We start from the raw sequence: 25,243 nt of genomic DNA on the forward strand, positions 1-25,243 counted from the left end.
CTGACGATGCAGCAATTTCACTTCCTGGCCTTCGTTACACTCCTGCTGGCAAAAGGCGTTTTCCGAGCCACCAGTCCATAACAGCCTCTAGGGATGACCAAGTGCACGGTGGCCCTTAAGGTATTGGGAGAGAGACTGGTGGCATTACTGGCACTCAGCGATGACGGGACCCGAGCAGATGACTGCACTAGGCATCCACAGCTTCGCCTGTATACCGGCCGCGATATTGCCGACCTGATAGTTGCCACCATTCAGTGGCGGATACTTCCTGCCGCCTTACACGGGCTCCGGCCACTGCAGGCGGTAGCTGCTGCTGCGACCACCCGCGCTATCCTGGCGCAGGATTGCTTTAGCCACCAGGTCGGCGATATCGCAACCGGCGGTATCCTGGGAGCACTTGGCCATGCGGGCCCATTTCGAAGAAGTCAGTTTGCCCTCGAAGTCGTCGAGCAGTCAGGTCACCAGCCGCTGCTGGCGCTCCGTCAGCGCAGTCGACCGGTGCAGCTCCCAGAAACGGGCCCTCGCCAGCACCCGTGCCAGCATCTGCTTGGCCGCTGGCACAGCCCGTCCCAGGCAGGCCAGAAACCACAGGAGCCGAGCCGTCAGATCCAAGGAGCCGCGCTGGCTGGTTTCCAGCAAGTCGTAGTACTGCTGGCGCTCGGCTTGAATCTGGGCCGACATACTGTAGCACCGCTGCCCGCTCTCATCAGCCCGGGCCAGCTGCAGGTCGGCAATGGGGCGGGCGATGCGCCCGGTGCCATCGTCGAAGGGGTGAATGGTCACAAACCAGAAGTGGGCCCGGCCTGCCTTGAGCACCGGGTCCAGTTCAGGCGAGGCATTGAACCAGTCCAGAAACTCCTGCATCTGCTGCTCCAGCGGCTCAGCCGCCGGGGCTTCGTACTGCACGTGCTCCCGCCCCATCGGGCCGGATACGACCTGCATCGGCCCGGTGCGCCAGGCCCCGACCTGCAACGGGTAAAGGCCGCTATAGCCCGTGGGAAACAGCGCGTGGTGCCAGCCGAAGAGGCGTTGCGCGGTTAGGGGTTGATCCGCTTGCTGCGTCGCATCGAGTACATGGCCACAACGCCCTCCGCCCGGCGGTCGACGGCCGGCAGTCCTCCACGCTCCAGACCGAGCCGGTGGGCGAGGGAGGAGCGCACCGAGGCCGGGGGCAGCATTTCGCCCTCGATCTCACTGGACTTGAGCACATCCAGCGTCAGTGTGCGTAAGGTGGCTTCAGTGCGCAGTTCCACTCCCAGGGATTGCACGCGCCCCAGCAGCCGGCCTTGCCGGTAACGCACTTCTCCCAGGAGCCTTTCCAGGGCATCTGGCTGCCAGCTAAACTTCGGTCAAGCCGGGAGTTGATGGATGTAGGGTTTTATTCTCCGCATACTATGCGGTAAATACGCGCATTATTCTCCGCATGCTGCTCTCAGAAAATGAAGACTATAGCCCCTTTTCCACTACATCGACCTGTGGCATGCTAGGCGCAAAACGTCACGGTGAATGTGGTACCCACGTTGGGCTCGCTGCTTACGGCAATGGTGGCGTCCCCGTTCTCAATGAGGCGCTTGATCATGTAGAGGCCCAGCAGGCAATCGGGTACGGTATGCATGGCCGGATCCGAGTCGGTTGTGCGGAGGGCAAATGAGAGAGCTGTTGGGTTCGCAGCCCGTGAATCTTCAGTACGCTGCGAATGCCCCAGAGCTCCACCCGATGGCCCTGGGTCTGTATTTCGGCTAGCAGCCGAAGGGTGCCATAGCGCTGGCTGTGGTGGACAAACGCCTAGAGCACTATCACTTGACCGGCTCGACGGGCGGCCGTTACCGGCAGCGTTGTTAAGCGTAGTAGGCGACCGGGCCACGAGCAGCGCCTGGCAGAGCTGGCGCACGGGCACGCGCGCGGCGCGTTAGGCGATGTGCTGGTCAGTGCTTAACGGGTCGGCTGGCCGAGCCTGCGCTTATAGCAGGCATCTGACTAAGGCTTTTTTTAAATATCGGCCCGCTTGAGGCGGGCGCGGGGACTACGCGCGTTGCAACCGCGCGCCTTCACGCTGCGCATGATCGATTCGATCCACGGGCTGCGTTGCACCCCTAACCGCTTGCTCGACCAACCGGCTCCGACTCATACCAACCAGATGTGGGTCAGTGACATCACTTATTTGCCACTGACCTCGGGGGCGTGGGCTGGCAGGTGCGCGAGATAACGCCCAAATGTTTCGAATTTAGCGAGTTGCGCCGGAGGTTACTGACCCGTACCCCTGCCCCCAGCCTGCTAGTACATTCCGACCGGGGCGGGCAATACTGCGGCAACGCCTATCGGGCTTTGCTGGCCGAGCACGGCTGCCTGCGTTCACAAAGTCGGCGGGCCGAGTGCCTGGAATGCGCAGGCCGAGAGCTTGTGGTCTTAGCTCAAAACCGAAGAGCTCGAAGCACGCGAGTGTCCCGTTTTCCGCGACTTGGCCGCCGCCCAGCAGAGCTTGACCACCTATTTTGACTACTACAATCACGATCGCCGCCATTCAGCGCTAGCCTACCAGAGACCTCAAACCTTTTACCTCCAACAATTTAAAAAATAAACCCCTAAACTGTCCCACCTCAGTGATCCATATTTAATACTTGCCGCTTACTTTCACTCTATGCAAACCAGGGACACAAATTTTAAACCATTCTTATACCACCTCACAGCCTGGGCAGTATTTATCCTATATGAAGTCCTAATTGGAGTCGCCATTAGCCCGGCATCCGTTAGTTTGCTGGAAACCGGAATGGGTTTCTGCATCAATGCCATGCTATTTTATGCCAATTGCCTGGTGCTCATGCCTTGGCTCTTTGCTCGACGGCGCTACCTACTCTACTTTTTATCCCTCTTAGGGTTACTGGCCTGCTTTATCATGTTACGCCATATTCTCAAGGTTGGATTATTTCCCTTATTGAGCATCCCTTCCATCAATCCTGTCATTTCACTTCAGGTCTTCATCGCCGAGTCGCTTTATCGGGGCATGTATTTTCTCTTACCAAGTATCGGTTATTGGTTTGTCGGAAACACGATCCAATTGGAGAAGCAAAAACTGGAGCGGGAACACGAGCTGCGGGTGGCTGAAAAAAGTCTTATGGAGGCAAATATATCCTTCCTGAAAAATCAAATTAACCCCCACTTCTTATTCAACTCGCTCAACTTCCTTTACGCGCAAGTGTATCCCCATTCAGAGAAATCGGCAAAAGGAATTCTGCTGCTCTCAGATATCATGCGCTATGCCTTGAAGGAAGGGGACGATCATGGCAAAGTAATGTTAGAACAGGAAATCCAGCATCTGCATAATTATATAGATATAAATCAATTGCGTTTCAACAATCTATTGCAAGTGCAATTTGAGGTAAGCGGCAGTTTGCAGTTTACAATGATTCTGCCACTTGTCCTGATTACATTCGTGGAGAACTGCTTCAAGCACGGTGACCTATCGGATCCACATAATCCGCTGAAGATTCAACTCAGGGTCATGAATAATGAACTGACTTTTTACACCCACAATATGAAACGTAACGGTCCTAAGGAAAAATCGATGGGCATCGGCCTAGCTAATACGAAGCAGCGACTCAGTTTGACATATCCTAAACGCCACACTTTGACTATACTTGATGAACGAGACTATTATTGCTGCCATCTAACTATAGCACTGTAATTTATGATTTCTTGTCTAATTGTGGATGACGAGCAGGGAGCAATAGATATTCTGCGCACCTTTATCGAGAAAACGCCTTTTTTAACCCTGCAGGGTAGCACGACCAACCCGCTGGAGGCGTTGGCCATGGTTCAAAACCAACCAGTGGATTTGCTATTCCTGGATATCCACATGCCTCAACTCTCTGGTCTTGACTTTATGCGTCTGCTCAAGGGCCATACCAAGGTCATTCTCACAACCGCTTACAGCGAGTTTGCTGTGGAAGGCTTTGAACATGACGCTTTAGATTACCTACTTAAACCTATTGCGTTTGAACGCTTCTTAAAGGCTGCCCATAAGGCGCTTGCCGGCGCGGATGAATCTTCTGCGCATTGGCAGATCGTGGATAAAGAAGATGATTATATATTCATTAAGACGGAGAGTAAAGGCAAAATGACGAAGGTTAACTTCAATGAAATCGTATTTGTAGAAGGTATGAAAAACTACGTTTCCATCAACACTTACGAAGACCGAATTGTCACGCTGCTTAATCTTAAAGACTTGGAAAATCGGCTGCCCTCCAAGCAGTTTATGCGCGTCCACAAATCCTACATTGTAGCGCTGAATAAGATCAAGGCACTCGACGGCAACCAGATTATATTTAATAAACTAAAAGCCTATGTGCCGTTGGGCGAAACCTACCGCATTGCTTTTTTCGATGCTTTAAACGAGAAAGTGTTGGGTGGCAAAAGGTGACTCAACCGCTCTTCTGCCTTATCGCCTGCCGCGACTTATAATAGCGGTGCAGAAAGTCGTAAACCAACAGTTCGTGTAGTCGGGCCTGGGCCGGAATCAGCCGATTGAGCAGCATGTGCAGGTAAGATCCTAGTAATTGCTCTTTGTTCACACCTAGTGTCTGCTGCTGCTCGACTAGTACCATTACTTGTTGGGCTATGGCTGCCAAGTCCGGTGGAACGAAGGCTGCTTCAGTCCGCGTTAGCGCCTGCTCAATGGCCGTCCGGGCCACTCGGTATTTGGCGTCAAGTTGGATCTGGAGAGCCTTATCAAGGTTGAATTCAAGTCCGAAAGCTTCCTTTAGCCCCCGTAGCAAAACTGTTTTTTCCGTTGCCGAGCACTGGAAAGCAGTTAGTAATTCCTCTGCGGCGCTCATTGCCCACAGCCAGTTTTGAGCCTCGTCGCTCTGATCGGCTAGCATGTTCAACACCAACTTGCTCTGGTAGCCAAAAAGCAGTTCGGCCAATTCAATGGCTTTGCCCCCGAAGCGTTCCAGCTCCCGCCGATAGGTATCAGTCTGTACCCTCCAAACCACACCGCTGGCAATGAAAGGCTGCAAATAGTGGTTCAGGAGCGTTATGACTTCCCCAATTCGAACAGGGTCAGGCAGGTAAAAACGCAGCCGCAGGTGGTTGTCGGGGTCAGCGTAGCGAACAAAGAACCAGTTTTCAATCAGCCCCTGTTGCTGTAGTTGTTGAGTTAGCGGTTGAATGACTTGCAGCAGAACGCTGTTGGCAGCTTTCTGACCACAGTATAATTTGTAGTATAACCATTCTGAACCAATAGAAAATTCGCGCTGCTCCGTTTCTGGCTCAGTCATTAGCTTCCTGGGCAGATTGCTTTGGTAGTTTGGCTGCTGGCGCACCAATAGGGCAATGAACTGATGGGCATAAGGCTGCGCCATCGCGTCTTTTACTGCACTAGTGGTAGCATCAAACAGAAACTCTTTTAGATCAACGCGGGAGTGATTACGAATAATATCGAGCCACATCCCGACCAATAGATCGTTTTCTGCATCCACCAGCAGCTCATTATCGCCATCGGCGAGCGTAAATAGGCGGGGCAGCTTCCAGCGCTCCCGAAATTGACGGAAACAGCCTGCAAAATCGGCCGGTTCAGCTGCTAACAGTGGCTGTAGGTCAGCTTGGGTGAAGCGCCAGCAAGCTGGTTGCAGCACCACTTGCTGGTAAATAAGCCGTGGCAGGAATACATGGTGCGGCGATACGGATCGCCAGCTGAAGCCTAGCTCTGACTGCAGGCCCTGAGTTTGCAAGTCGCACAGAAACTGATATACTGGCAGGGCTTCGCGCGAGAAGTTGTGGGCAGTGCTCAGGCGCGGAATAATCTGCTCTCCTGTAACGCTGGAACGCAATACCAGTTGCTGGTTTCGTACTGAGAGTAATAGGTCTTTTACTTGTGCCTGTTCGACCTTTGGCCGGGTCGACTGGGCCAGGTAAGGGATTTCCAGCGCCCGGAAACTGGGGCGCAATAGTATGTTGCCGACGCGACTGGCGGGCAGGTGACAGATTTCGGCGAACGTTATAGCCGGATTGCGTTCTTGTTCCTGCGCAGCGATTACGCTTATTATTTGCCCAATAGCAGGCGAGGCGTGCGCAAAGCGGCCGAGTAAATTAACTGCGCTGGCCCCTCCCACAGTTTCTACAAGTACTTGCCCACCGCCAATGAGGCGAAACATTACGCCCAGAGAGGGGGGCAAAGCCTCGGCCGCTGGTGTAAAGTCCTCTAGCTCCGTGCGTGTCACCTCAACACTGTACTGGCCGGTCTGCGTTGCTGCAGACAGCTTTCGAAGCATGTACTGCTGCACTGACGTGTGTACGGTGGCCCCGCCACTAGCTTCCGCCCAAGGCATAACCAGATCGTCAATCAGGGGCGAGTAGCTGCTCTGGCCATACTCGGTATAAGATAAACCGTTTTCGTTGTCGAGGGCTTCGAGCAGAGGCACCTCCCGATCTTCATAACGAACTTGAAAACGGCGGCGGAAGTCATCGAGCCGCGGGTGTAGCGGGGCCGCACTTAGGTAGCGCAATGCATCCAGTGCCTCAAGCAACTGGTCCTGTATAGTGGTTGCTAGTGTAGGGGCAGCCGATAGGCCCAGCACCATATCGGTCTGAAATAGTTTGCCGGGCTCAATAGGCACGCCCAATGGGGCTAAAGCAGCGACAATTTGCTCATACGAAGCTGAATGGTTGACGGCCGTTTGGTCTAACGCTGCTAGACGCAGGCGAACTACCTCCAGAATTTGAGCGATAGTAGTTAGATCCACTGCCTCAGGGGCAGCCTCTACTATCCGTGTTACTACTTGCTGAATGCGGTGAAAAAACTCATCTCCTGTTACGGTGGGCTCAAGTTCATGGACCAATACTTGAGCCTGTATCAGCTCATCAATAAACTGTGCGGCCTGCGGCTGATCTTGCTCTTCATCACTGAGCATAGCAATCAGGTCCGAATACTGCAAACCTGTTTGGGCCGCTGCCAACAGCTGCAGCAGGTAGGGCGAACTATCAATGGCACTAATCTGATGGTGCCTCACCCCATGCTGGTAATTATACTCAATATAGCGTAGTTCTGCTCCGACTTGGTAAAGGCTATTGTTGGGCCAGTAACGCAACCAGAATTTACTGCTGGGAAGATTGGCCAATTGCTGCGCTAAAGCACATAAATAGTGCATATCCAAGCGCGTGTGCCTAGTTGACTCTGCCGGTAACAGCTCAATCCGGTTATGTTTGCCCCACGTCACGACACTACAGCCGGCAAATAGGCCAAATGGAGTGCAGCGACTGGAACTGCGCAGGTAGTAGCGAGTCAGGGTAGCCTGCAGCCTGCTTATCCTGCGGGGATCAATAAGCTCTCCACTTTGCCACTTGCGGCATTGCTCGTGCAGGGCTGGCGAAGCCAAATAGACCGCCTCCATGAAGCTGGCATTGGTTAGGCTATCCCGGATGGTCGCTTCGTTGATAGCCAGTTGAAAAGGCTGACTGGGGGTGCGCAGAATAAGCTGAGAATGGAAGCAATAAATGTCTTTCATAATGAGTAGTAGGGCATTTTCTGGGGTGGCCCAGTGAAAACGGACAGTAAGCTAAGGTAGGTTGGTTTTCAGGTCCTGCTCAAATTGATGGGGCGAGCAGTAGCCGAGGGCGCAGTGGCGGCGGTCAAGGTTGACGTAGGTGTCCAGGTAATGAGCCACTTCCGGTCGGGCCTCTTCCAGAGAGCGAATGGGCCGTCGCTAGGCAGTAATTCGGTTTTGAGCGTGTTCCATCCGCTTCAGCCTGCGCGTTGTCGTAGGGATTGGCCGGCCGGCGAAAGCTGACCACCGCGTCGGCGGCGATGCGGGCCCGACAGGCGGCACTGGTATGCTGGCAGCCGCGATCAGCATGCATAGCCCGGCGCGGGTGTCGCAGGGGCAGGGCTTGTTCGAGGGTAAAGAGCACGAGTTCAGTGGGCGGCATCTGGGCCGCCAGGTGCCAGCCCACAACCCGGCGCGAATAAGTATTACACCAGGTGGCCAGATAGCACCAGCGTCCGCCCGCCCGCGGCGAATGAGTAATGACTTGACTCACCCATACCTGGTCGGGGGGGGAGCAGGCTGACCGAACAGCCGATTTTCATCCACGATGGCGGCCGGGTCGGCCACCGTCGTGCGCGGCCGGTGCGGGCGGGTGCTCAAGGCCTGCAGCCCGTGCCGGCGCAGCCAAGTGCGCAACGCGTAGCGGCCCACGGTGTGGCCTTCGGCGCGCAATTCGGCCCGCAGCCGCCGGGTGCCGTAGCGTCGGGCGTGGCGCGTAAAAGCCGCTTGCGCCACCACTTGCCACGGAGGCGGAACGGCGGCCGGCCGGTGCCGCCACTGGTAATAGCCGGCCGGGCTCACGGCCAGCACCTGGCAGAGCAGTTGCACGGGCCACGGCTCGGTGCAGGCAGCGATAAAGGCGTAGCGGCTCATGGCTGAGGCGGTTGGGAGAGCCTGCGTCTAAGGCAGGCAACGGGTCACGACTTTTTTTAACATATCGCGCGCCATTTCCACGCGTTTGAGCGCGGCACGTAGCTGCCTGATTTCTTCGCGCTCGGCGCTGCTGGGCACGGCGGCTTCCAGGGCCTGGCGTTGCCAGCGCCCCAGCAAGGCCGGCAAATGCCCTGGGCACGCGCCACGTCGCTCTGTCGGGCACCGGCCGCCACTTGGCGCACGCACTCGGCCTTGAAAGCCGGTGTGTATTTCTTACGGGTGGCGGGCAAGCCGCCAGAATTCAGTTTTTCAGTCATGGGCAGCGGAAGTTAATACTTCGTGCTGTCCGTTTTAGCTGGACCACCCCGCGTTGCGCCTCGTTAAAGCGGTAGCGGGTCATTGGTCCGGTGTCTGCGGGAGCCTGCGCTTAAAGCAGGCAACTGGCAATGGCTTTTTTTAACATTTTCAGTTCCTGCGCCTGCTGCCGATTGGTGGCCCGCAGTTGGCGCAACTCGTCGGCGGTGGCCGGGTCCAGTTCCGCCCCACGAGCGGCGGCCACCGGGGTCAGCGTTTGCTTTTGCCACTGGTAGATGCGTTTGGAGTCAATGTTCGGGGCGCGTGCCGCGGCCTGAGTCGAGCGACTTTCACTGGCCAGGCGCAGGGCTTCGGCCCGGAAGGCAGCATCGTAGCGCCAGCGTTTGCTAGGTTGGGGGCTGTCTTTCATGGCTTTCGAAAGATAAGACCCTATTCTGTCCACATTTACCCGACCACCTCAAGGTCCTCTTTAAGAAAAGGTCTGGTCCTAGAGCGAGTACGTGCCCTGCACGCCTGTGCCGCCGATGGTTCTCTTTAAGAAAAGGTCTGGTCCTAGTCGACCGCTATTTAATTCACCGATGAGCTACCACAACTTGCCCGTCATCAACACTGGTGAGTGGCTTGCTTAGCATAGTTTCGAGAATTGGTACTCCTAATTAGGGAGTTGGTGTAATAATGTTTAGGGAATAGTGGCGTTTAGTTATGTTTGTTCAAGTAAAAAGCATTCACACTTTCAATTCTTCCAACAACAGCTGATGAAAAACGCAAACACTACCGTCAAGTTTAAGCTCACCAAAAAGATTGTTACTCGGTTCACGAAAGGTGCCCATGGCTCAGCCACCGCCCCCACTTCTGTCGCTACCGTCTCGCAGCTGCTTACTACTATGTAAACATCTGCGCTAAGCCGAGAGCTTAGGGCTGCCCGTTCTGATTCAATTGAGCATGGAGCCCCCACACTGCGGCTGAGCGTTACACTTTTATTGCGCTTTTTGACAATGCAATGAATGCAGCTCAATCATATTGAGGACCACTAACAAGAGCTGGCCTAGTATAGCCGCAATTTTGACGCTATGATTAGACCTGTTGTATCGACCAACCACGGGGTTCCGCGCTTAGGACAGTCGTCCTTATTTGCTGGGTATCCTACGGGAGCTGCAAAAACCCAGGGGGGGCACTAATTCAAGCTTGAGTGTCAGCTGCACAGTCGAACAGCAGCATACTCGCACGCGGAACTCTGGCTGGCCCCCTTTATTGTTCGCAATGAAGGGGGCCAGCAAGTGACCCACGCTGCCAACCAAAGCTTTAAGGTGAAAAGCCGCGCGATCAAGCCATCTAAACCTGCCTGTTAAAGGCACCTAGTACGCTTTAGCAGGGCAGTAGTTGAATAAGCGGGGCCTACCTGGAATGCTGATTAGAGGCACTCTAGGTAGGCCTTGCTTTTCCATCATTCCTCTGACTGATCGCGCTGAATCAGCTGATCCAAGCCAAAGGGCTTACTTCCTGCCGACCATAATCTTCTCTTGTAGGGCTTGAAAAAAAGCCGGTCGGTAGGTTTCCCCTAATGGCACGCAAGTTTTTATGTCTTTTATGAGAATTTGATTCCCGTCCAGAGCGCGGATTTTGTTCAGAGCCACCACGTAGGATTTGTGGACGCGCATAAACTGCTTGGAGGGCAGCCGACTTTCCAAATCCTTAAGATTGAGCAGCGTGACAATTCGGTCTTCGTAAGTGTAAATGGAAACGTAGTTTTTCAGGCCTTCGACGTACAGGATTTCATCAAAGTTGACTTTCGTCATTTTACTTTTATTCTCGGTCTTAACAAAAATATAATTATCTTTTTCTTCTGGTGGCATCCACTTCCCAGAAGGCTTTACGAAAAAATTAAGCGCCTTCTGCGCTGATTTCAAAAATCGCTCGAAGGCAATAGGCTTGAGTAGGTAATCTAGGGCGTCATTTTCAAAACCTTCCACGGCAAACTCGCTGTAAGCGGTTGTGAGAATGACCTTACTTTTGCCGTTTAGCAACTTCATGAACTCAATGCCTGAAAGCTGGGGCATGTGAATATCAAGGAAGATTAGATCAATAGGCTGCTTCTGCACCAACTTAATGGCTTCCAACGGGTTGGTAGTAGCTGCTTTGAGCTCTAAAAAAGGCGTCATATTAATGAACGTGGTCAGAATATCTAACGCTCCTTGTTCGTCGTCTACAATGAGGCAGGAAATCATACGCTTATAGGTTCAAATTAAGGTTGCCTGGATAACGCTCGTCCCAGCATCCGTGAATGTAGGGAAAATTGCTCCAGGGGTGCTGCTTCTAGCTGCGTGCGGAGGTACGCTCTTCTAAGCCCCTTAAAAGATATGGTTCCTCTTGCTAACTAAGAGCAGTCAATTCATCGATGCTAAAATCAACGTTCGTCCCTAGAATAACTGTGTTGGTGTATTAAGTAAGAGTGGTCTGTATTCGCTGCCTAAGTTTACTCTACTTAATCACCCAGCCAAGCAAGCGGCTTTTCAGTATTTTCTAAATTCCGTGATACCGACCTGAATCATGACAAAAAAAATCAGCCCAAATAAAGTGTTGTAACGCCATTTTCGTTGGCAACCTAACCGCCGCGCAGGATACGGATCTATAATTAGCTACGCGTCCGTTATAGCGGTTTTGCGAACAGTGTGTATCGTGTTGGAGACGAGACGCAATATTTGCATTTCGTCGTTGACCGACAGTAGGCGCCGGACAATGTCAGCAACAAAGAGACGCAAAATTTGCGTCTTTACGACAGGGTAAACCGTTCACGAAACGGCTATAAAGCACTCTAACTACTAAGCCCGTTCCGATTTTAATACTGCCCTCACCTGCGCGGGTTACTATGCTTTGATGATTAACAAGTGAAAAGGCAGTTGTAAATGGCATACGATGAGGTCATATACGCAATAATTCGCGATAAAAAGAGCGATATTCCGTCGATGGAAAATTCTAGCAGATTGGCTATTTATTATTATTTATTATATCAACGCCTAGGACAAGAGCAAGACTTACAGCATTCAGAAGCGCTATTCAATGCCCAATTAACCCTGGCCTTGGCACCTGACAGCCCGTCAGCTGCTACCGCTGGCGTAGTGGGCTTGGCTTGGTTGCATTCTAACTTGGCTAACTCCCTAGTAAGCCACAAAGGGGCAGCGCAAATAAGCTTACTGGACCAGCACTTGCTTGAGCGAGCCTTAAAGTTGCTACCTGGGAAGGAGCCTGGCGTTCACCCCGAGTTGTGGCATATTATCCGGTATTTCTCCCAACGGATGGCCATCGGACAAGTCCGGGAGCAGCTTCAAATGCTTATTGCTGAGCTATATGGGAGAAATGCCTCGTTAGGTGCAACCGAAAATGTGGATGAACAAGGTTGCTGGACAATTCCGATGGGACTGCCCGGCAGTCTAACCAGCGAAATCGTATTGCTGGCTGAAGTGGGCATTGCTGGCATTCATAATGAGCTAATCCGCCAGCAGGTCCACCAAAGAGTAGAGCTTCTGTTGGCCACCAGACGTGAAATAGATTTTTCGGATGGGTGTTATTCCATGTTCCCGGTGACGGTGGATAAAATCACCTATCAACCCGTTTTTTCAAACCACCTCAGTTTGCTAACTGGTGCTGACCTAGGCGCCTCGCTAGCCTTATACAAAGCGCAGCAACTGTTACAAGACGCTGAATTAGGTCACATTGCCGAGTTGGTTGGGCTCAACACAATATTGCGCACCCAAACGGCGGCCACCAAAATCGAGGGTGCCCAATTTTGTCAGGGGGCCTTTGGGGTAGTCTACGCTTATGCGCAACTTTATTCACTTAGCCGGCACCCGGCTTACTACCAGTCCTACAAGTATTGGTGCACACAAGCCGAGCGTTGGCTTGGGCAGGAGTTGAGCAGTGGACACTATGAGCGGCAGCCATCCGATTCCCTGTGTGGGGCACTCGGGATTGGGCTCATGCAACAGTTGGTTGCAGGGGCCGAACCAGATATTAGCTGGTACGCCGAAGCTATTAGAGCCTGCCTGAATTAAAGCTATGTTCTAATTCAGGCAGGCTGCCCCCCACGCCCCGGGTTGCATTTACCCTGCAGTCCGCAGACGTAATGGGTGCTATACATACTAGTTTACGCACCAACAAGTTATCCTTTGCACAGTGTTGACCAACGTATATTTCTGGCCCATACGTCTGACAATTAGTTGTTAACATATTTTGAGGTGGTCTAGAGCCTGTTATGAACTGATGGCGTAATTTGGGTATGGTACAGCGAAGTGGTTACCCCAGCGACGTGACGGATGACGAATGGGCATTTGTGGCGCCCTATCTGGCGCTGGTGCGCGAAGATGCGCCGCAACGGCAGCACGTGCTCCGGGCCCTGTTCAACGCCCTGCGCTACCTGGTTAAAACCGGCTGCGGCTGGCGCTACCTACCCCACGACCTGCCGCCTTGGCCCGCGGTCTACCAGCAATGGGCGCGCTGGCGCGATAACCGCTGTTTTGAGCATATGATGGCCGATTTGCGCGCGTTGGCCCGCATGCTGGCCGGACGTGAGGCTGAGCCCACGGCCGTCATTTTGGACGCGCGCACCGTGCAAAGCACGCCCGAAAGCGGGGCCCGCGCCGGTTACGACGGGGCCAAGCGGCGCAGGGGTAGCAAGGTGCACGTGGCCGTCGACACGCTGGGCCACCTGCTGGCCGCCGTCGTCACGCCGGCCAACGTGCCTAACCGCGGGCAGGTCGACGCCCTCTGTGAGCGGGTGCAGCAGGTCACGGGCCAAAAAGTGCAGGTGGCCTACGTTGACCAGGGCTACACGGGCGAAGACGCTGCGTACGCTGCCGCCGTGCACGAGATTGACTTACAGGTTATTGCCAAGCCCAAAGGTCAAACGGGCTTTGTGCTGCTGCCCCGCCGCGGGGTCGTCGAACGCAGCTTCGGCTGGGCCGCCCGCTTCCGCCGCTTGGCTCGTGACTACGAACGCCTGGCCCTGACTATGCACCAATTTCACTTCCTGGCCTTTGTTACGCTCCTGCTGGCAGAAGGCGTTTTCCGAGCCACCAGTCCATAATAGGCTCTAGACGAGACGGACATAAGAAGGACGTATATTTCTGCTGTTACGGCAACCAAAACCAGCGGGGCGTCGCCCGACAAACGGTATAAATACGACGAGGCATTTTAAGTAGAGGCCCTGCGCTTGGCCGGCGAGAGCCGCAGCACGCAGGCGGCCAAGCGCCAGCTGGGTATTAGCCCCAGGCTGCTTTACCGCTGGCAGCGGCCCACTTCCTCACTGCCCACATCGGCCAGCGAGCCGGCCTGGCAAGTGGCCGTGCGCGAAGCTTTGCCCACCACAGCCAGTGCTACGGCACTCGCCGGCTGCGGGCCCAAGTGCAGGACCAGGGCCATGCCGTGGGCCGCTGGCGCATTCGCCGCGTGCTCAAAGCCCGCGGGCTGCGGGCCCAACAGCCCCGCTCGTTTGTCCCCCGCACGACCGACTCGGACCCGGCCGTGCGGGCCGCACCCAACCGCTTGCGCGGCCTACCGGCTCCCTGCGCGCCCGACCAAGTCTGGGTCGGCGATATTACGTATCTGCCCCGGCAGGGCGGCGGCTGGCTCTACCTGGCCATCTGGCTCGACCGCTGCCCGCGCAAAATTGTGGGCTGGGACGTGCGCTCTGGCCATGCCCGAAAAGCTGGTCAGCGAAGCGCTCGCCGAATCATCTTGGAGCAGTTTCAAAGCCGAATTACTCGACGGCGGCTCCTTTCCCGGCCTGGCCGAAGCCAAGCTCTAAATCAGCGATCACATCGCCTACTACAACACCGAGCGGCGATATTCTTCGCTTGGCTATCTTGCCCTCAACCACTTCGAAAAGCATCTTCAAACAACCTCCCAACTCTGTCCGGCTTAGCTTGACCAGCTCAAGATAACGGCTTTACCTTTACCAATCAACTGATAAATTATATGAAAGTAGCTGTAGTGGGCGCCACCGGTTTGGTGGGCACCGAAATGCTCAAAGTGCTGGCCGAGCGCAACTTCCCGGTCACCGAACTGCTGCCCGTTGCCTCGGCCCGGTCGGTGGGACAGGAAATCGAATTTCAGGGTAAAAAGTATAAAGTGGTGAGCATGGACGATGCCCTGGCGGCCCGGCCGGCGGTGGCTATCTTCTCGGCCGGCGGCGCTATTTCGTTGCAGGAAGCTCCGCGCTTCGCGGCGGCTGGCACCGTGGTTATCGATAACTCCTCGGCTTGGCGCATGGACCCAACCAAGAAGCTGGTGGTGCCCGAAATCAACGCCCATACACTTACGGCCGACGATAAAATCATTGCCAACCCTAACTGCTCCACCATTCAGCTGGTGGTGGCCCTCAACGAGCTACACAAGCGCTACCGGGCCACTCGCATCGTAGTAAGCACTTATCAGAGCGTAACCGGTACCGGCAAGCAGGCCGTGGACCAAATGATGCAGGAGCGCGCTGGCCAGACGGCCGGCAACCCCGCTTACCCCCACCGCATCGACCTGAATGTGCTCCCCCACATCGACGTGTTCCAGGACAACGGCTACACCAAGGAGGAGATGAAAATGGTGCTCGAGACGAAGAAAATCTTCCGCGACGACTCCATCCGCCTCACCGCCACCACCGTGCGCGTGCCCGTAATAGGGGGCCATTCCGAAGCCGTGAACGTAGAATTTGCCCAGGAATTCGACCTCGCCGAGGTGCGCGAGCTACTGCGCCAAACCGAGGGCGTGGAGTTGGTGGACGACGTAAAAAACAACGTGTACCCCATGCCCCAGGGCGCCCATGGTCGCGACGCCGTGCTAGTGGGCCGCCTGCGCCGCGACGAAACCCAGCCGAAGACGCTAAATATGTGGGTAGTGGCCGACAACCTGCGCAAAGGCGCCGCCACCAACGCCGTGCAGATTGCCGAGGTACTACTGGAAATGGGGCTATTGAAGTAGCTTGCCGCCACTACGCTAAGAACAGCACTTTTCGCTTTGCCGCTGAGCGTATTCCTATTCGCGGGCCTGCTTCTTCCTGATACCTTACCGCCCGTAGCCGCACCCGTGGCCCTGGATTTCACCACCGATTTCCGCACGCTGGGCCGCTCGATACGTTGGTGCCACGCTACGACGTTTTCGTGTCGGGAGAAGCGCACAACAATGCCGGCAACGAGCAGCGTCATTTCAAGCTATTCGCTTACCTACATCAGAAAGCCGGGGTGCGCTACTACGTGAAGGAGGGCAGCTACACCTACGTGTACTTTGTGGACCGCTACGTGCAAACTGGCCAAACGCAATGGCTGGATTCGGCTGCCACGTCGGTTCGAGAGCAACCGAGCAAGCCGTCGGCGGAAATGCAACGGGAGTTCGGGCTGTGGCAGCAGTTGCGGAAGCTCAACGGAGTAGCGGCCGCCGGCCAAAAAACCTAGGTAGTAGCCATCGACACCGAGCCCTACTGGACTAATGGCCGGCTTTGCGACCTGATGGCCCGCCATCCGCGGGTGCCACCTGCGCTGCAGGCAACGATTCAGAAACTACTCGTCCTTCGGTCCCGGTACCAACTGAACGGCGCGAAACTTCATCGGCGCGGGCCTGGGCTTTGGTGCAGGTCCACGAAGCAGAAGCCCTCGCCTGGCTGGGCGATGACTACCGCTACATGGTGGTGCTTGTGAATAACCCGGCGGCTCTGCAACGAAACGAGAGGGAATTGGCCAACAACTTCGAGCGGCTGCAACAGGCGCTACCCGCCGGGGGCTATTTCCTGCAGTACGGCCGGCTGTACACCCACCTTAACACCACCACGCTCACTGGCGCCTGGCTGGCCGGCGAATTACAAAAGCAGCATCGTGTGTTGAGCATCCTACCGAAATACGATAACTGTCTCGCGGCCTGGAATAACCAGCCTTACCCGGACGCCCGCTGTCCAACGAGCGGCTGCAAGCATCATCTGGCTTATCAGCAGTTCCTTGGCACTTACTTAAGCAATGGATAGAGGCGGGGGAATTCCGTTTTAAGCAGGTTAATAGCCGCCCCGCCCAGGTTATCGAAGGTCTTATTGCCGGCCTCAAAGTCGCGCAGCAACGGGTGGCTTATTTTCATGAGCCGGGCAATGAGTGCTTCATCATCGGCCACAAAATCGAGCACGTGCCGGATCTGCGCATCGGTCATGCGGAGTTTCTGCAGACGCGTGACCATGCGCTGCTGCAGCGTGGAGGCGTCGGCGGGCAGCTCCAGGCTCATCTGCGCCTGCGGCGTCCGTGCACGGCCCTTGCCGACGACCTCCGTACCCTGCTCGGCCAGCTGACTCAGAGGACGAGGAATGGCAAAGCGCACGGCGTGCACCTTTTTGCCGTCCTTGAGGGGCTCGTAGGTAACTACCCATCCCAGCGCATACAGCTCTCGCAAAGCAGGCTCAAGCACGTAGCGCTTGAAATCGTAGAACAGCGGATAGGTCACCTCATTGTCATCGCCCAGCACCTGCCGGCGCAGCACCTCGAACGGCACCTCCCACTGGCCCACGTCATCCCAGGATTTGAGCAGCCAGTACAGGCGGTGGGCGTGGGCCGAGCGCAGAGTGAGCAGCGTTTCCAGTTCCACATGGGTGTACTGCTCGGCCAGCTGAAGCAGAAAGGGCTTGATCTCGGGGGCGAAGTTGCCGGTCAGAAACCCAGTGCCCTCGTTTAGGTCCAGGTAGCTGATGATGGAATAAGCCGTAAACCGCCGCCTGTTACCCGTCTGCGACTCGATGCTAACCACTTTTGACATCAGGCTTTTGCAGGCATCGCGAATCGTTTCATACACGCTGCCGCCTTTTTTCTGAGTCATCACCCGGCTCAGGGGAATAGAGATACCTGGCAACTCCGTCTGTCCCTGATGAATACAGCTTAGGGCGAGCGCGAATATGCGGGCCTCCACATGAGTCAGCTTCAGCGGGGCCCTCACCAGGGCATTAGCCTGGTAAGCCCGGGGGTATAGCGGGACGGGCACGGTGGAGGAAGCCATAGCAGATACAATGCCCTCGGTTATAAGGGCCGGGGGCGGCCCCAAGATAAGCGTTTCGCGGCATTCGCGAACGCCCTGATTCCGGCCGTAGATTGGCAAGCCCGGTGCCATTTTTCACGTAGGTAGCCCCATCGCCCGTGACCGCTGTGGCGAGAGTCTGCTAAAGACTGCTGGCCCGGGGCTAAGACACGGGTGCCATTTTTCACGCAGGCGGTGCCAGTGTTCACGCAGCAGAGTGCCATTTTTCACGTAGACAGTGCCAGTATTCACGTAGGAAAGTGCCGTTTTTCACGCAGCAGAGTGCCGTTTTTCACGTAGATAACGGTTTTAAAATACTGTTAAACAGTTAGTTATGAGCCCCTGAATATAGAATAGTAAAAGAATAGCTTTAAGAAGACAGAAGAGACTCTGATTTTTTGAAAGTTAAAAAGGCTAAAGCAGCTTTGTAATCCGGCTAATTTAGCCAAAAAAGGGCCTCCAGGAGTAAATTAGGGCCATATAGGGCGCCGGTAGAATTGCAGGGAATCACGTGGGCCTAAAGGAATTATCTCTTCGAGCGACTACGTGAAAAATGGCACTTGCTTTTTGCGGTCATTCGCTCCACTCGGATGATGTAGAATAAGCCGCCGATCTACGTGAGAAATGGCACCCCCCTCCCCTACGCCCGCGAAGTGATAACCAAAGTTTTAAACAAAGTGGTGCGCAAACTGGAGGAAAAGCTGGCCAACTCCCTGCGCCAGACCATGTAGACGGCCCTACTAGGCGGGATTGCATGCAACGCAACCCCCATTTCCACAAAACTAACTGGGGCGCCACTATCAAAGCTCACCTGCGCTACTACCAGATGGCGCACAAAACTGTGATTGCCAAGCGGCTGGTAGGGTTTGGGCGGCGCGGGCAGGCGCTCACAGCGACAGCGCTGTGCGTGGACTAGACCGGCTTGATAGCCCGTCGGTGGTGTACGCGGGCAAAGTTGGCGCGATACCCGCCGCGCTGATGGCGGTGATAACCTACTTGGTCGTCTTCAATACGGCCATCGTCAACCTGCGCCAAGACCTGCGCGCCTCGGGGGACCGGCTCTTTAGCATGCAATTGGGCGGGGGAGCGACCTAGGCACTCCCGTATTGCCAGCAGCTCATCACCCGGTTTACGGACACCATTCTGGCGCTTATTACCGCCTTGTATGAACGAGACAGCGGGCTAGAGGCTGTTATGCACTGGTGGCGTAATTTAGGGGATGGCACAACGAAATGGTTATCCCAGCGACGTGACGGATGACGAATGGGCGTTTGTAGCGCCCTATCTGGCCCTGGTGCGCGAAGACGCGCCACAACGGCAGCACGACCTTCGGGCCGTCTTCAATGCCCTGCGCTACTTGGTTAAAACCGGCTGCGGCTGGCGTTACTTACCCCACGACCTGCCGCCCTGGCCCGCCGTGTACCAGCAGTGGGCCCGCTGGCGCGACAACCGCTGTTTTGAGCATATGATGGCCGATTTGCGCGAGTTGGCCCGCGTGTTGGCCGGACGAAAGGCTGAGCCCACGGCCGTCATATTGGACTCGCGCACGGTGCAGAGCACGCCCGAAAGCGGGGCCCGCGCCGGCTACGACGGGGCCAAGCGGCGCAAGGGCAGCAAGGTGCATGTGGCCGTCGACACGCTGGGCCACCTGCTGGCCGCCATCGTCACGCCGGCCAACGAGCCCGACCGCGGGCAGGTTGACGCGCTCTGTGAGCGGGTGCAGCAGGTCACGGGCCAAACCGTGCAGGTAGCCTATGTCGACCAGGGCTACACGGGCGAAGACGCTGAGTACGCGGCCGCCGTGCACGACATTGACTTACAAGTCATTGCCAAGCCCGAAGGCCAGACCGGCTTTGTGCTGCTGCCCCGCCGCTGGGTCGTCGAGCGCAGCTTTGGCTGGGCCGCCCGCTTCCGCCGCCTAGCCCGCGACTACGAACGCCTGGCCCTGACGATGCAGCAATTTCACTTCCTGGCCTTCGTTACACTCCTGCTGGCAAAAGGCGTTTTCCGAGCCACCAGTCCATAACAGCCTCTAGGGATACGCACTCTCACTAGCGACCCAAACCGGTTTTCGGTGGGCTATGTGCTAAGCTTCTCTGACGAAGTGGCGGTGCTACGTATTATTAATCGCGACGGTATGCCCACTGCCATCCAATCCTACAATATGGCCGACGTATTTCAGATTGACTACGATGACCAGTATATCCGTCATATTGAATTCAAAGCTGATAATCTGGATAAAGTATACGCTGGCCTTAAATCTCCGGCATTCCTGGAACAGGAGTACCTGACGATACCACTGTTGTTAGAAAGGGCACATGAGCAAGGACAGCTCGTGAATGTGTACACGCAAATCGGCATGGATTACTCGGGCTATGTGCGCCGCCTTACGGCCGAGCAAGTGCTCATGGAGTGCTACACCGAGTATGGCGCTAATGACGGACTGGTGGTCTTCCGCATCGAAGACGTGCAAAACTTCATCTGGAGCAACGAAGATACCCGGGTCCTGGAACTACGCCTGAGCCGCCAGCGGAGTAATACGGATGGAGAATAGGGCGCGGTAGTCCTTACAATCAGCTTAACTCAGAATCCGCAGCGAGTCGGCGTGGATGAGCTGGGAGCCCTGGTAACGGCCTTCGCGGGGGCCGTTTTCGAGGTTGAGCACGCCGCGGGGGCAGGCCGTGGAGCACATGCCGCAGCCCACGCAGGAGGCCCGGATGATGGGCTCACCGCGCTGGGCATACTGCTTGACGTCGATGCCCATTTCGCAGACGTTGGAGCAGTTGCCGCACGAAATGCACTGAGCGCCGTTGGTGGTGATGCGGAAGCGCGAGAAGTGCTTCTGGAGCAGCCCCAGGTAGGCGGCCATCGGGCAGCCGAACCGGCACCACACCCGCGCCCCCATCAACGGGTAAAAGCCCACCCCAATCACGCCCGAAAACACTGAGCCGATGGCGAAGCCGTAGGCCTGGCTGAGCGGCTGCGTAACGGAGGCCAGGGCCGGCACCGCGCCCGAGGCGCCCACCCACAGCAGGGCCGTAAGCAGCACGATAACTACCAGCACGGTGTAGATAATGCGTACTTCCCACTTCCAGGCGGTGCGGCTGGTGTCGGCGAGCTGGCGGTACGGGTCGCCGGCGGTTTCGGCCAGGCCGCCGCAGCCGCACACCCACGAGCAGTACCAGCGCTTGCCGAAAAAGTAGGTGAGCACGGGCACGCCGACCAGGGAAATAACGGCCGTCCAGAACACCATGAACACGCCCAGCCCCGGCCCGCCATCCTTCAGCAGGTAGCCTACGGTATCCGGAAACAGGTACTCCGGCTTGAGGGGCCAGAAGTAGCTGAAATAGAACTCGGGCCGCTGAAAGGCCAGCAGCAGCCCCGGCAGCAGAAAGGCAAAGCCCAGCTGAAAAAACATCAGCACCCCGGTGCGGATGAGGTGGTAGGGCGAGTGGCGGTACTTCCAGAGCGCCCGCCCGCCCATCAGCAAGATGGCCAGCGTGTAGAAGGTGCCGTACAAAAACCACTGGTCGGAGGGCCGGTTGCGCAGCAGCTGGCTGACCGGGTCGAGGGCGTGCACGAGCTGGTTGAGGGGGCCGAAATTGCCCTGGTCGTCGGGGCTGCTGAACCAGTAGAGGATGACGTAGAAGCCCGTGAGCACGAGGCCCGTAACCCAGGCCACGGCCCCGCGGCTGGTGCTGGCGCGCAGCCACAGGTTATGGTTGTGCACTCCCGGCGGCTTGCGGCCGTATTTCCAGGCGGCCCAGCCCAGCGTACCGGCGCTCAGCAGCCCCAGCGCCGCGTAAAAGCACCAGCGGGCCCGCCAGGCATCAGCATCGAACGTGGCGGGCAGCAGCAGCAGCAGCCCCAGGGCCACCAGGCTCAGCAGCAGCTTTTCGGTGCCCGCCACCTCGGGCAGCGGCGCATCGGCAGTCAGGGTTTGGGAGGAATCCATTGGTCAGGCTTGCATATATAAAGAACGTCGTTGCGGGAAGCGCGAAGCAGTCCGGGAATCACCAGCAAAGTTCTGTGAAGAGAAAGCCTTTTAAATAGCCGCGCTGAATAAGGACTTTCTGCTTGGAAATACTTGTCATTTTGCCCAGCCAGATTGCCTCGCGCCGCTCGCAATGACGTGCCCTTTCGCACTTCTCACTTCTCACTTCTCACTTCTCACTTCTAATGATGATGGTGGCCGTCGGAGGGTTTGCCGAACAGGTTGAGCAGCGAGCCAACGATATAGAGGCCCAGCCAGCACCAGTAGAGGTAGAGGTAGCCTTCGGGGCGCGGATAGTCGAGCAGGCGGATGATGAGCTGGGCGCCGCCGCTCATGATGGCGCCCACCAGGGCAATGTACTGGAAGCTGTTGAGGGCGCTGGGGTGGTAAAGCTTGCTGAAATCCATGCGGGAAAGGAAAAATAGAGTCGGAATACGCTGTCCGGCTATACGCGGAACAGGCCCTTGCGGCGGCGCAGCTGCACCGCGTGTTGTGGGAACTGCTGGTTAAAGTCCGCCACAATAATCTTCTCATACTGGCGGAAAAACTCAGGGTCGAAGTTGGCCGCGCCCAGGTTGGCCAGCACCTCGGTAACCGGCGTGCCGGCTTGCAGCCAGGCGGCCCAGGTGTCGTGGCGCTGGCGCAGGCCCAGCACGTTCAGGCCCGTAACGGCCAGCGAGTCGGACCGGAAGTTGATGCGTAGCAGCGCCGCGCGGGTGGGGTGCTGCCAGCAGAAACTGAGTTCGCCCGTAACTGGTTCGGCGGGCACGCGGCCGTAGGTCTGGTATTCGAGGTCGAAGAACTTGGCCGAGTTAAACCACTGGCCGCGCCGGTAGGGGCGGGGGGCGGCCCCGCAGAGGGTGTGGGCCACGGTTTCGCCCTGCTGGCGGCCAGTGTACCAGAGCTGCTCGACGGCCACCTCGCCCTGGGCAACTACCCGCAGCTGGGCACAGTCGCCGGCCGCGTACACGTCGGGGGCGCTGGTTTGCAGGTGCTCATCCACGAGCACGCCCCGGTCGGTTTCCAGGCCACCGAGCTTCGCCAAATCCAGGTTGGGCTCAACGCCGATGGCCAGGCCCAGCCACTGGCAGGGCAGCTCCCGGCCGTCGGTGGTGCGCACGGCCCGCACCCGGCCGTTTGCGTCGCCTATAATCTGCTCCAGCCCGGTTGCGTAGCGCGTAAGGATGTGGTGGGCATCAAGCTGGTGCTGCACCAGCGCGGCTTCCTCGGGCGGCAGCACCGAGCCCCAGTAGCGGGCGTCGCGGATGAGCATGGTAACCCGGATGCCCTTGACGGCCAGCATCTCGGCCAGCTCCACCCCAATCAGGCCGCCGCCCACAATTACGGCCTCGCGCACGCCCTGGCGGGTGTCGCGGGTCATCAGCTCCAGGTCGGGCAGCGTCACGAAGGTTTGCACGCCGGTTAGCTCCGAGCCGGGCCAGATGCCCCGGCGGCCCCGCGAGCCGGTGGCCAGCAGCAGCTTGTCGTAGCTCAGCGCCGGGCCGTTGTCGAGCTGCACGGTTTTGGTGGCGGCATTAAGGCCGGTGGCCGTGGCGTGCACCAGCTCCAGGCGGTTTTCGGCCCAGAACCAGTCTTCGTAGGGCTTAATGTCCTGGTAGCGCAGGTCGCCCAGGTACACGTACATCAGGGCCGGCCGCGAGAAGTGGTGGGCGCTTTCGGCCGACACCAGCGTGATGCGGGCCTCGGGCCGCAGCCGCCGCGCCGTGAGGGCGCAGGTAACGCCGGTGATGCCGTTGCCGATGATAACCAGGTGCATAGCGTCGGTGAGGAAAACGAAAGGGGTAGCGGGCGGTTATACTGTTGCCCGACGCCGCACACCCGGAACACGCGGGGCCGCCAGGTGTTTGAAAGCGAAGACACCCCGGCTCACCTACGAAAGTAGCCCGAATTTAGACTTAACCCCACCTGTTGGCCCCGCGTAAAGCAAACATCTTCTTTCACTCCCTTCGTTAATCCCATGGCTACTGCTAACCAAAACGACAACGACCTGAATACCAACAAGCAAATCGTGAACGACACGAACAGCGCTATTCCCGACAACGAGCAACTCCAGCAGAAGCAGGAGTACGACGAGCTGCTCAGCAACGGCAAAGATGCCTCCGACCCCTCGGCCCAGCGCAACGTGGGCGCCGGCGGCTATACCCAGCGCGCCGACCAGAAGGACCAGCTCGAAAACCTGACTATCGGCGGCGGCGAGGGCGTGCCCCAGGGCGGCAACGACCACTCCGACGCGGCCCCGGCCAACACCGGTCCCGGTTTCGGGGTAGAGGGCAGCTACGAAATGGGCAACGGCGTGCGCACCCAGGACCAGGAGTTTGGCGACGATGCCCCCAGCGGCCCCGCCAAGCCCGCCCACGACTAAGGCGCGACCGGCAAAAATAAAGGCCCCGCAGGGTGTCTGGCTACCTCTGATCGTATCCTCGGATTCGGTGAAGGCAGGCCAGACGTCCTGCGGGGCCTCTGCTTTTATCAGCCGGCCTATTTCAAGGACGAATTGCGAATAATAGGCTAAAGCAACTCTTTCTCTGGGCAGAATTGTTTTTTTAACCGAAGAAAGGGTTGAAAAAGACAGCACGAATCCTATATCTTTAGGAGCCGATAATGTCGGATCAGGATAATACAGAAGCTATTGTCTTAATCCGGCAACTCAGGCGCTCTTCTTTTTTGCTTTTACCAAGCCGCGCTTATGGACCCTTCTACTCCCACCACGCCCGAAACCACGCCCGAAAACGAGGACTATTCGCCCGGTATGTTCCCGGACGAGCAGGAACTGTCGTCGGGCAACGGCCGGCTGGCACTCATTGCCGGCGGCATTGTGGCCGCCGTGCTGGCCGGTTACCTGATGCTGCCGGCCTCCATAACCCAGGCCAGCAGCGCCCCCGAGCTGCCCACCCCTACCATGGAGCTAGGCGAAGCCTCGATAACGGGTACGCGCATCGCCGACGAAACGGCGCCCGCTACGGCTGCCACTGCCACTGCCGCCGCTACGCCCGCCGATGCGGCCAAGCCGACCCCGGCCGCCGCCGCGCGTACGGCTGCCGCTGCCCGCGCCGCCGCCAACCCGGCCACCGCCGCCGCCGATAACGACGCGGATGAGCCAATACTGGCTCCGGTAGTGCCCGCCACCCCCGTAGCGGTGGCAGAGCCCATCGAAACCGCCCCCGCTACGCTGAACATGACCGGCCGGGTGCTGGACGAAAACGGCCGTCCGCTGGCCGGCGCCACCATTCTGCTCAAAGGCTCGCGCGCGGCCACCAGCACCGACGCCAACGGCAACTACTCGCTCGAAGTGCCGGCCGGCACCGAAAACACGCTGCTCTATGGCTACGGCGGCTACGAAGACCAGCTGCTTCGCTCGCGCAACGCCAAAACCCAGGTTGTGACGCTGCTGCCCAAGGAAGGCACCAAGCGCCGCAAAAGGTAGGAGTCAAGTTGAAGAGAAAAAGCTAAAAGGAAAAGCCGTTGAACGCCC

The 25,243-nt window shown here is 57.2% G+C and carries 27 protein-coding genes and 1 pseudogene; 13 read left to right on the forward strand and 15 right to left on the reverse strand.

Annotation, left to right across the window (positions count from 1 at the left end; all coding sequences use genetic code 11):
* Positions 1-453: 453 nt before the first annotated feature.
* The 3 genes from BMY67_RS19570 to BMY67_RS18840 all read right to left on the reverse strand — a co-directional run bounded on the left by BMY67_RS19570 (position 454) and on the right by BMY67_RS18840 (position 1,615).
* Positions 454-1,005: a Fic family protein gene (locus tag BMY67_RS19570; protein ID WP_245745006.1), complete on the reverse strand. Its 552-nt coding sequence runs from the start codon at positions 1,003-1,005 to the stop codon at positions 454-456.
* Positions 1,006-1,037: 32 nt separating this feature from the next.
* Positions 1,038-1,301, reverse strand: coding sequence for a DUF4172 domain-containing protein (locus BMY67_RS19575; RefSeq protein ID WP_245744927.1), 264 nt, complete (start codon positions 1,299-1,301; stop codon positions 1,038-1,040).
* Between the two features lie 182 nt (positions 1,302-1,483).
* Entirely contained in the window at positions 1,484-1,615 is a 132-nt protein-coding gene (locus BMY67_RS18840; RefSeq protein WP_143069714.1) for a sensor histidine kinase, read from the reverse strand.
* 828 nt (positions 1,616-2,443) lie between these two features.
* Between BMY67_RS18840 and BMY67_RS19810 the strand changes: the two are divergent.
* From BMY67_RS19810 to BMY67_RS06400, 3 genes and pseudogenes are all read left to right on the forward strand, one after another.
* A pseudogene (locus BMY67_RS19810) lies at positions 2,444-2,578 on the forward strand (integrase core domain-containing protein); the annotation flags it as partial.
* A gap of 60 nt (positions 2,579-2,638) precedes the next feature.
* Positions 2,639-3,682 (forward strand): sensor histidine kinase, encoded by a 1,044-nt coding sequence (locus tag BMY67_RS06395; RefSeq protein ID WP_092769674.1) that lies wholly within the window; start codon positions 2,639-2,641, stop codon positions 3,680-3,682.
* Between the two features lie 21 nt (positions 3,683-3,703).
* Positions 3,704-4,417, forward strand: coding sequence for a LytR/AlgR family response regulator transcription factor (locus BMY67_RS06400; RefSeq protein ID WP_245744928.1), 714 nt, complete (start codon positions 3,704-3,706; stop codon positions 4,415-4,417).
* A gap of 1 nt (position 4,418) precedes the next feature.
* Here BMY67_RS06400 and BMY67_RS06405 read toward each other — a convergent pair whose 3' ends face one another.
* The 7 genes from BMY67_RS06405 to BMY67_RS06425 all read right to left on the reverse strand — a co-directional run bounded on the left by BMY67_RS06405 (position 4,419) and on the right by BMY67_RS06425 (position 10,954).
* The gene (locus BMY67_RS06405; protein WP_092769678.1) at positions 4,419-7,502 is read right to left on the reverse strand and encodes a lantibiotic dehydratase; all 3,084 of its coding nucleotides are present in this window, start codon (positions 7,500-7,502) and stop codon (positions 4,419-4,421) included.
* Positions 7,503-7,553: 51 nt separating this feature from the next.
* Positions 7,554-7,691 carry an IS3 family transposase gene (locus BMY67_RS19815; RefSeq protein WP_394333364.1) on the reverse strand — a complete coding sequence of 46 codons (138 nt, stop codon included), beginning with the start codon at positions 7,689-7,691 and terminating at the stop codon, positions 7,554-7,556.
* Positions 7,627-8,034, reverse strand: a complete 408-nt coding sequence (locus tag BMY67_RS19820; RefSeq protein WP_092769680.1) for a DDE-type integrase/transposase/recombinase — start codon at positions 8,032-8,034, stop codon at positions 7,627-7,629. The genes BMY67_RS19815 and BMY67_RS19820 overlap by 65 nt, the downstream gene beginning before the upstream one ends.
* A complete protein-coding gene (locus tag BMY67_RS06415; RefSeq protein WP_092769682.1) occupies positions 8,031-8,414 on the reverse strand; it encodes an IS3 family transposase in 384 nt (127 codons plus the stop codon). Before BMY67_RS06415 ends, BMY67_RS19820 begins: the two co-directional genes overlap by 4 nt.
* Before the next feature lie 56 nt (positions 8,415-8,470).
* Positions 8,471-8,731: a transposase gene (locus BMY67_RS18845; RefSeq protein WP_143069715.1), complete on the reverse strand. Its 261-nt coding sequence runs from the start codon at positions 8,729-8,731 to the stop codon at positions 8,471-8,473.
* A gap of 110 nt (positions 8,732-8,841) precedes the next feature.
* Positions 8,842-9,138, reverse strand: coding sequence for a transposase (locus BMY67_RS06420; RefSeq protein ID WP_092769684.1), 297 nt, complete (start codon positions 9,136-9,138; stop codon positions 8,842-8,844).
* A 1,084-nt stretch (positions 9,139-10,222) separates the two neighbouring features.
* The gene (locus BMY67_RS06425; protein WP_092769686.1) at positions 10,223-10,954 is read right to left on the reverse strand and encodes a LytR/AlgR family response regulator transcription factor; all 732 of its coding nucleotides are present in this window, start codon (positions 10,952-10,954) and stop codon (positions 10,223-10,225) included.
* A 678-nt stretch (positions 10,955-11,632) separates the two neighbouring features.
* Here BMY67_RS06425 and BMY67_RS06430 point away from each other — a divergent pair.
* Positions 11,633-12,778 (forward strand): glycoside hydrolase family protein, encoded by a 1,146-nt coding sequence (locus BMY67_RS06430; protein WP_092769688.1) that lies wholly within the window; start codon positions 11,633-11,635, stop codon positions 12,776-12,778.
* Between the two features lie 224 nt (positions 12,779-13,002).
* Positions 13,003-13,809 carry an IS5 family transposase gene (locus BMY67_RS06435; protein ID WP_092769690.1) on the forward strand — a complete coding sequence of 269 codons (807 nt, stop codon included), beginning with the start codon at positions 13,003-13,005 and terminating at the stop codon, positions 13,807-13,809.
* A 191-nt stretch (positions 13,810-14,000) separates the two neighbouring features.
* Here the strand turns inward: BMY67_RS06435 and BMY67_RS19580 are convergent, their stop codons facing one another.
* On the reverse strand, positions 14,001-14,144 hold the full coding sequence (locus BMY67_RS19580) for a hypothetical protein (protein ID WP_245744930.1): 144 nt from the start codon (positions 14,142-14,144) through the stop codon (positions 14,001-14,003).
* Between BMY67_RS19580 and BMY67_RS19825 the strand changes: the two genes are divergently transcribed.
* The 4 genes from BMY67_RS19825 (at position 14,127) to BMY67_RS06455 (ending at position 16,728) form a co-directional block, all read left to right on the forward strand.
* Entirely contained in the window at positions 14,127-14,651 is a 525-nt protein-coding gene (locus tag BMY67_RS19825; RefSeq protein WP_394333352.1) for a DDE-type integrase/transposase/recombinase, read from the forward strand. The genes BMY67_RS19580 and BMY67_RS19825 overlap by 18 nt on opposite strands.
* Positions 14,652-14,699: 48 nt before the next feature.
* Positions 14,700-15,695 (forward strand): aspartate-semialdehyde dehydrogenase, encoded by a 996-nt coding sequence (locus BMY67_RS06445; protein WP_092769694.1) that lies wholly within the window; start codon positions 14,700-14,702, stop codon positions 15,693-15,695.
* Between the two features lie 155 nt (positions 15,696-15,850).
* Positions 15,851-16,165, forward strand: a complete 315-nt coding sequence (locus BMY67_RS06450; RefSeq protein ID WP_092769696.1) for a hypothetical protein — start codon at positions 15,851-15,853, stop codon at positions 16,163-16,165.
* Between the two features lie 170 nt (positions 16,166-16,335).
* Entirely contained in the window at positions 16,336-16,728 is a 393-nt protein-coding gene (locus BMY67_RS06455; protein ID WP_092769698.1) for a hypothetical protein, read from the forward strand.
* On the opposite strand, the gene BMY67_RS06460 is transcribed toward BMY67_RS06455, so the two are convergent.
* Positions 16,710-17,849: a replication initiation protein gene (locus BMY67_RS06460; RefSeq protein ID WP_092769700.1), complete on the reverse strand. Its 1,140-nt coding sequence runs from the start codon at positions 17,847-17,849 to the stop codon at positions 16,710-16,712. The genes BMY67_RS06455 and BMY67_RS06460 overlap by 19 nt on opposite strands.
* Before the next feature lie 1,126 nt (positions 17,850-18,975).
* Between BMY67_RS06460 and BMY67_RS06465 the strand changes: the two genes are divergently transcribed.
* Positions 18,976-19,782 carry an IS5 family transposase gene (locus BMY67_RS06465; RefSeq protein ID WP_092769703.1) on the forward strand — a complete coding sequence of 269 codons (807 nt, stop codon included), beginning with the start codon at positions 18,976-18,978 and terminating at the stop codon, positions 19,780-19,782.
* A 138-nt stretch (positions 19,783-19,920) separates the two neighbouring features.
* Entirely contained in the window at positions 19,921-20,310 is a 390-nt protein-coding gene (locus tag BMY67_RS06470; protein ID WP_177189724.1) for a hypothetical protein, read from the forward strand.
* A gap of 24 nt (positions 20,311-20,334) precedes the next feature.
* Here BMY67_RS06470 and BMY67_RS06475 read toward each other — a convergent pair whose 3' ends face one another.
* The 3 genes from BMY67_RS06475 to BMY67_RS06485 all read right to left on the reverse strand — a co-directional run bounded on the left by BMY67_RS06475 (position 20,335) and on the right by BMY67_RS06485 (position 23,527).
* Positions 20,335-21,711 (reverse strand): 4Fe-4S binding protein, encoded by a 1,377-nt coding sequence (locus BMY67_RS06475; RefSeq protein ID WP_092769707.1) that lies wholly within the window; start codon positions 21,709-21,711, stop codon positions 20,335-20,337.
* 221 nt (positions 21,712-21,932) lie between these two features.
* Positions 21,933-22,157, reverse strand: a complete 225-nt coding sequence (locus BMY67_RS06480) for a hypothetical protein (RefSeq protein WP_092769709.1) — start codon at positions 22,155-22,157, stop codon at positions 21,933-21,935.
* Between the two features lie 38 nt (positions 22,158-22,195).
* Positions 22,196-23,527, reverse strand: a complete 1,332-nt coding sequence (locus BMY67_RS06485) for an NAD(P)/FAD-dependent oxidoreductase (RefSeq protein ID WP_092769711.1) — start codon at positions 23,525-23,527, stop codon at positions 22,196-22,198.
* 201 nt (positions 23,528-23,728) lie between these two features.
* Between BMY67_RS06485 and BMY67_RS06490 the strand changes: the two genes are divergently transcribed.
* Together BMY67_RS06490 and BMY67_RS06495 are read left to right on the forward strand one after the other, a co-directional pair.
* Positions 23,729-24,133: a hypothetical protein gene (locus BMY67_RS06490; protein WP_092769713.1), complete on the forward strand. Its 405-nt coding sequence runs from the start codon at positions 23,729-23,731 to the stop codon at positions 24,131-24,133.
* Between the two features lie 324 nt (positions 24,134-24,457).
* Positions 24,458-25,195, forward strand: a complete 738-nt coding sequence (locus BMY67_RS06495) for a carboxypeptidase-like regulatory domain-containing protein (RefSeq protein ID WP_092769715.1) — start codon at positions 24,458-24,460, stop codon at positions 25,193-25,195.
* Positions 25,196-25,243: the final 48 nt, after the last annotated feature.

It is taken from the genome of Hymenobacter actinosclerus (genome assembly GCF_900111515.1).
GTDB lineage: Bacteria > Bacteroidota > Bacteroidia > Cytophagales > Hymenobacteraceae > Hymenobacter > Hymenobacter actinosclerus.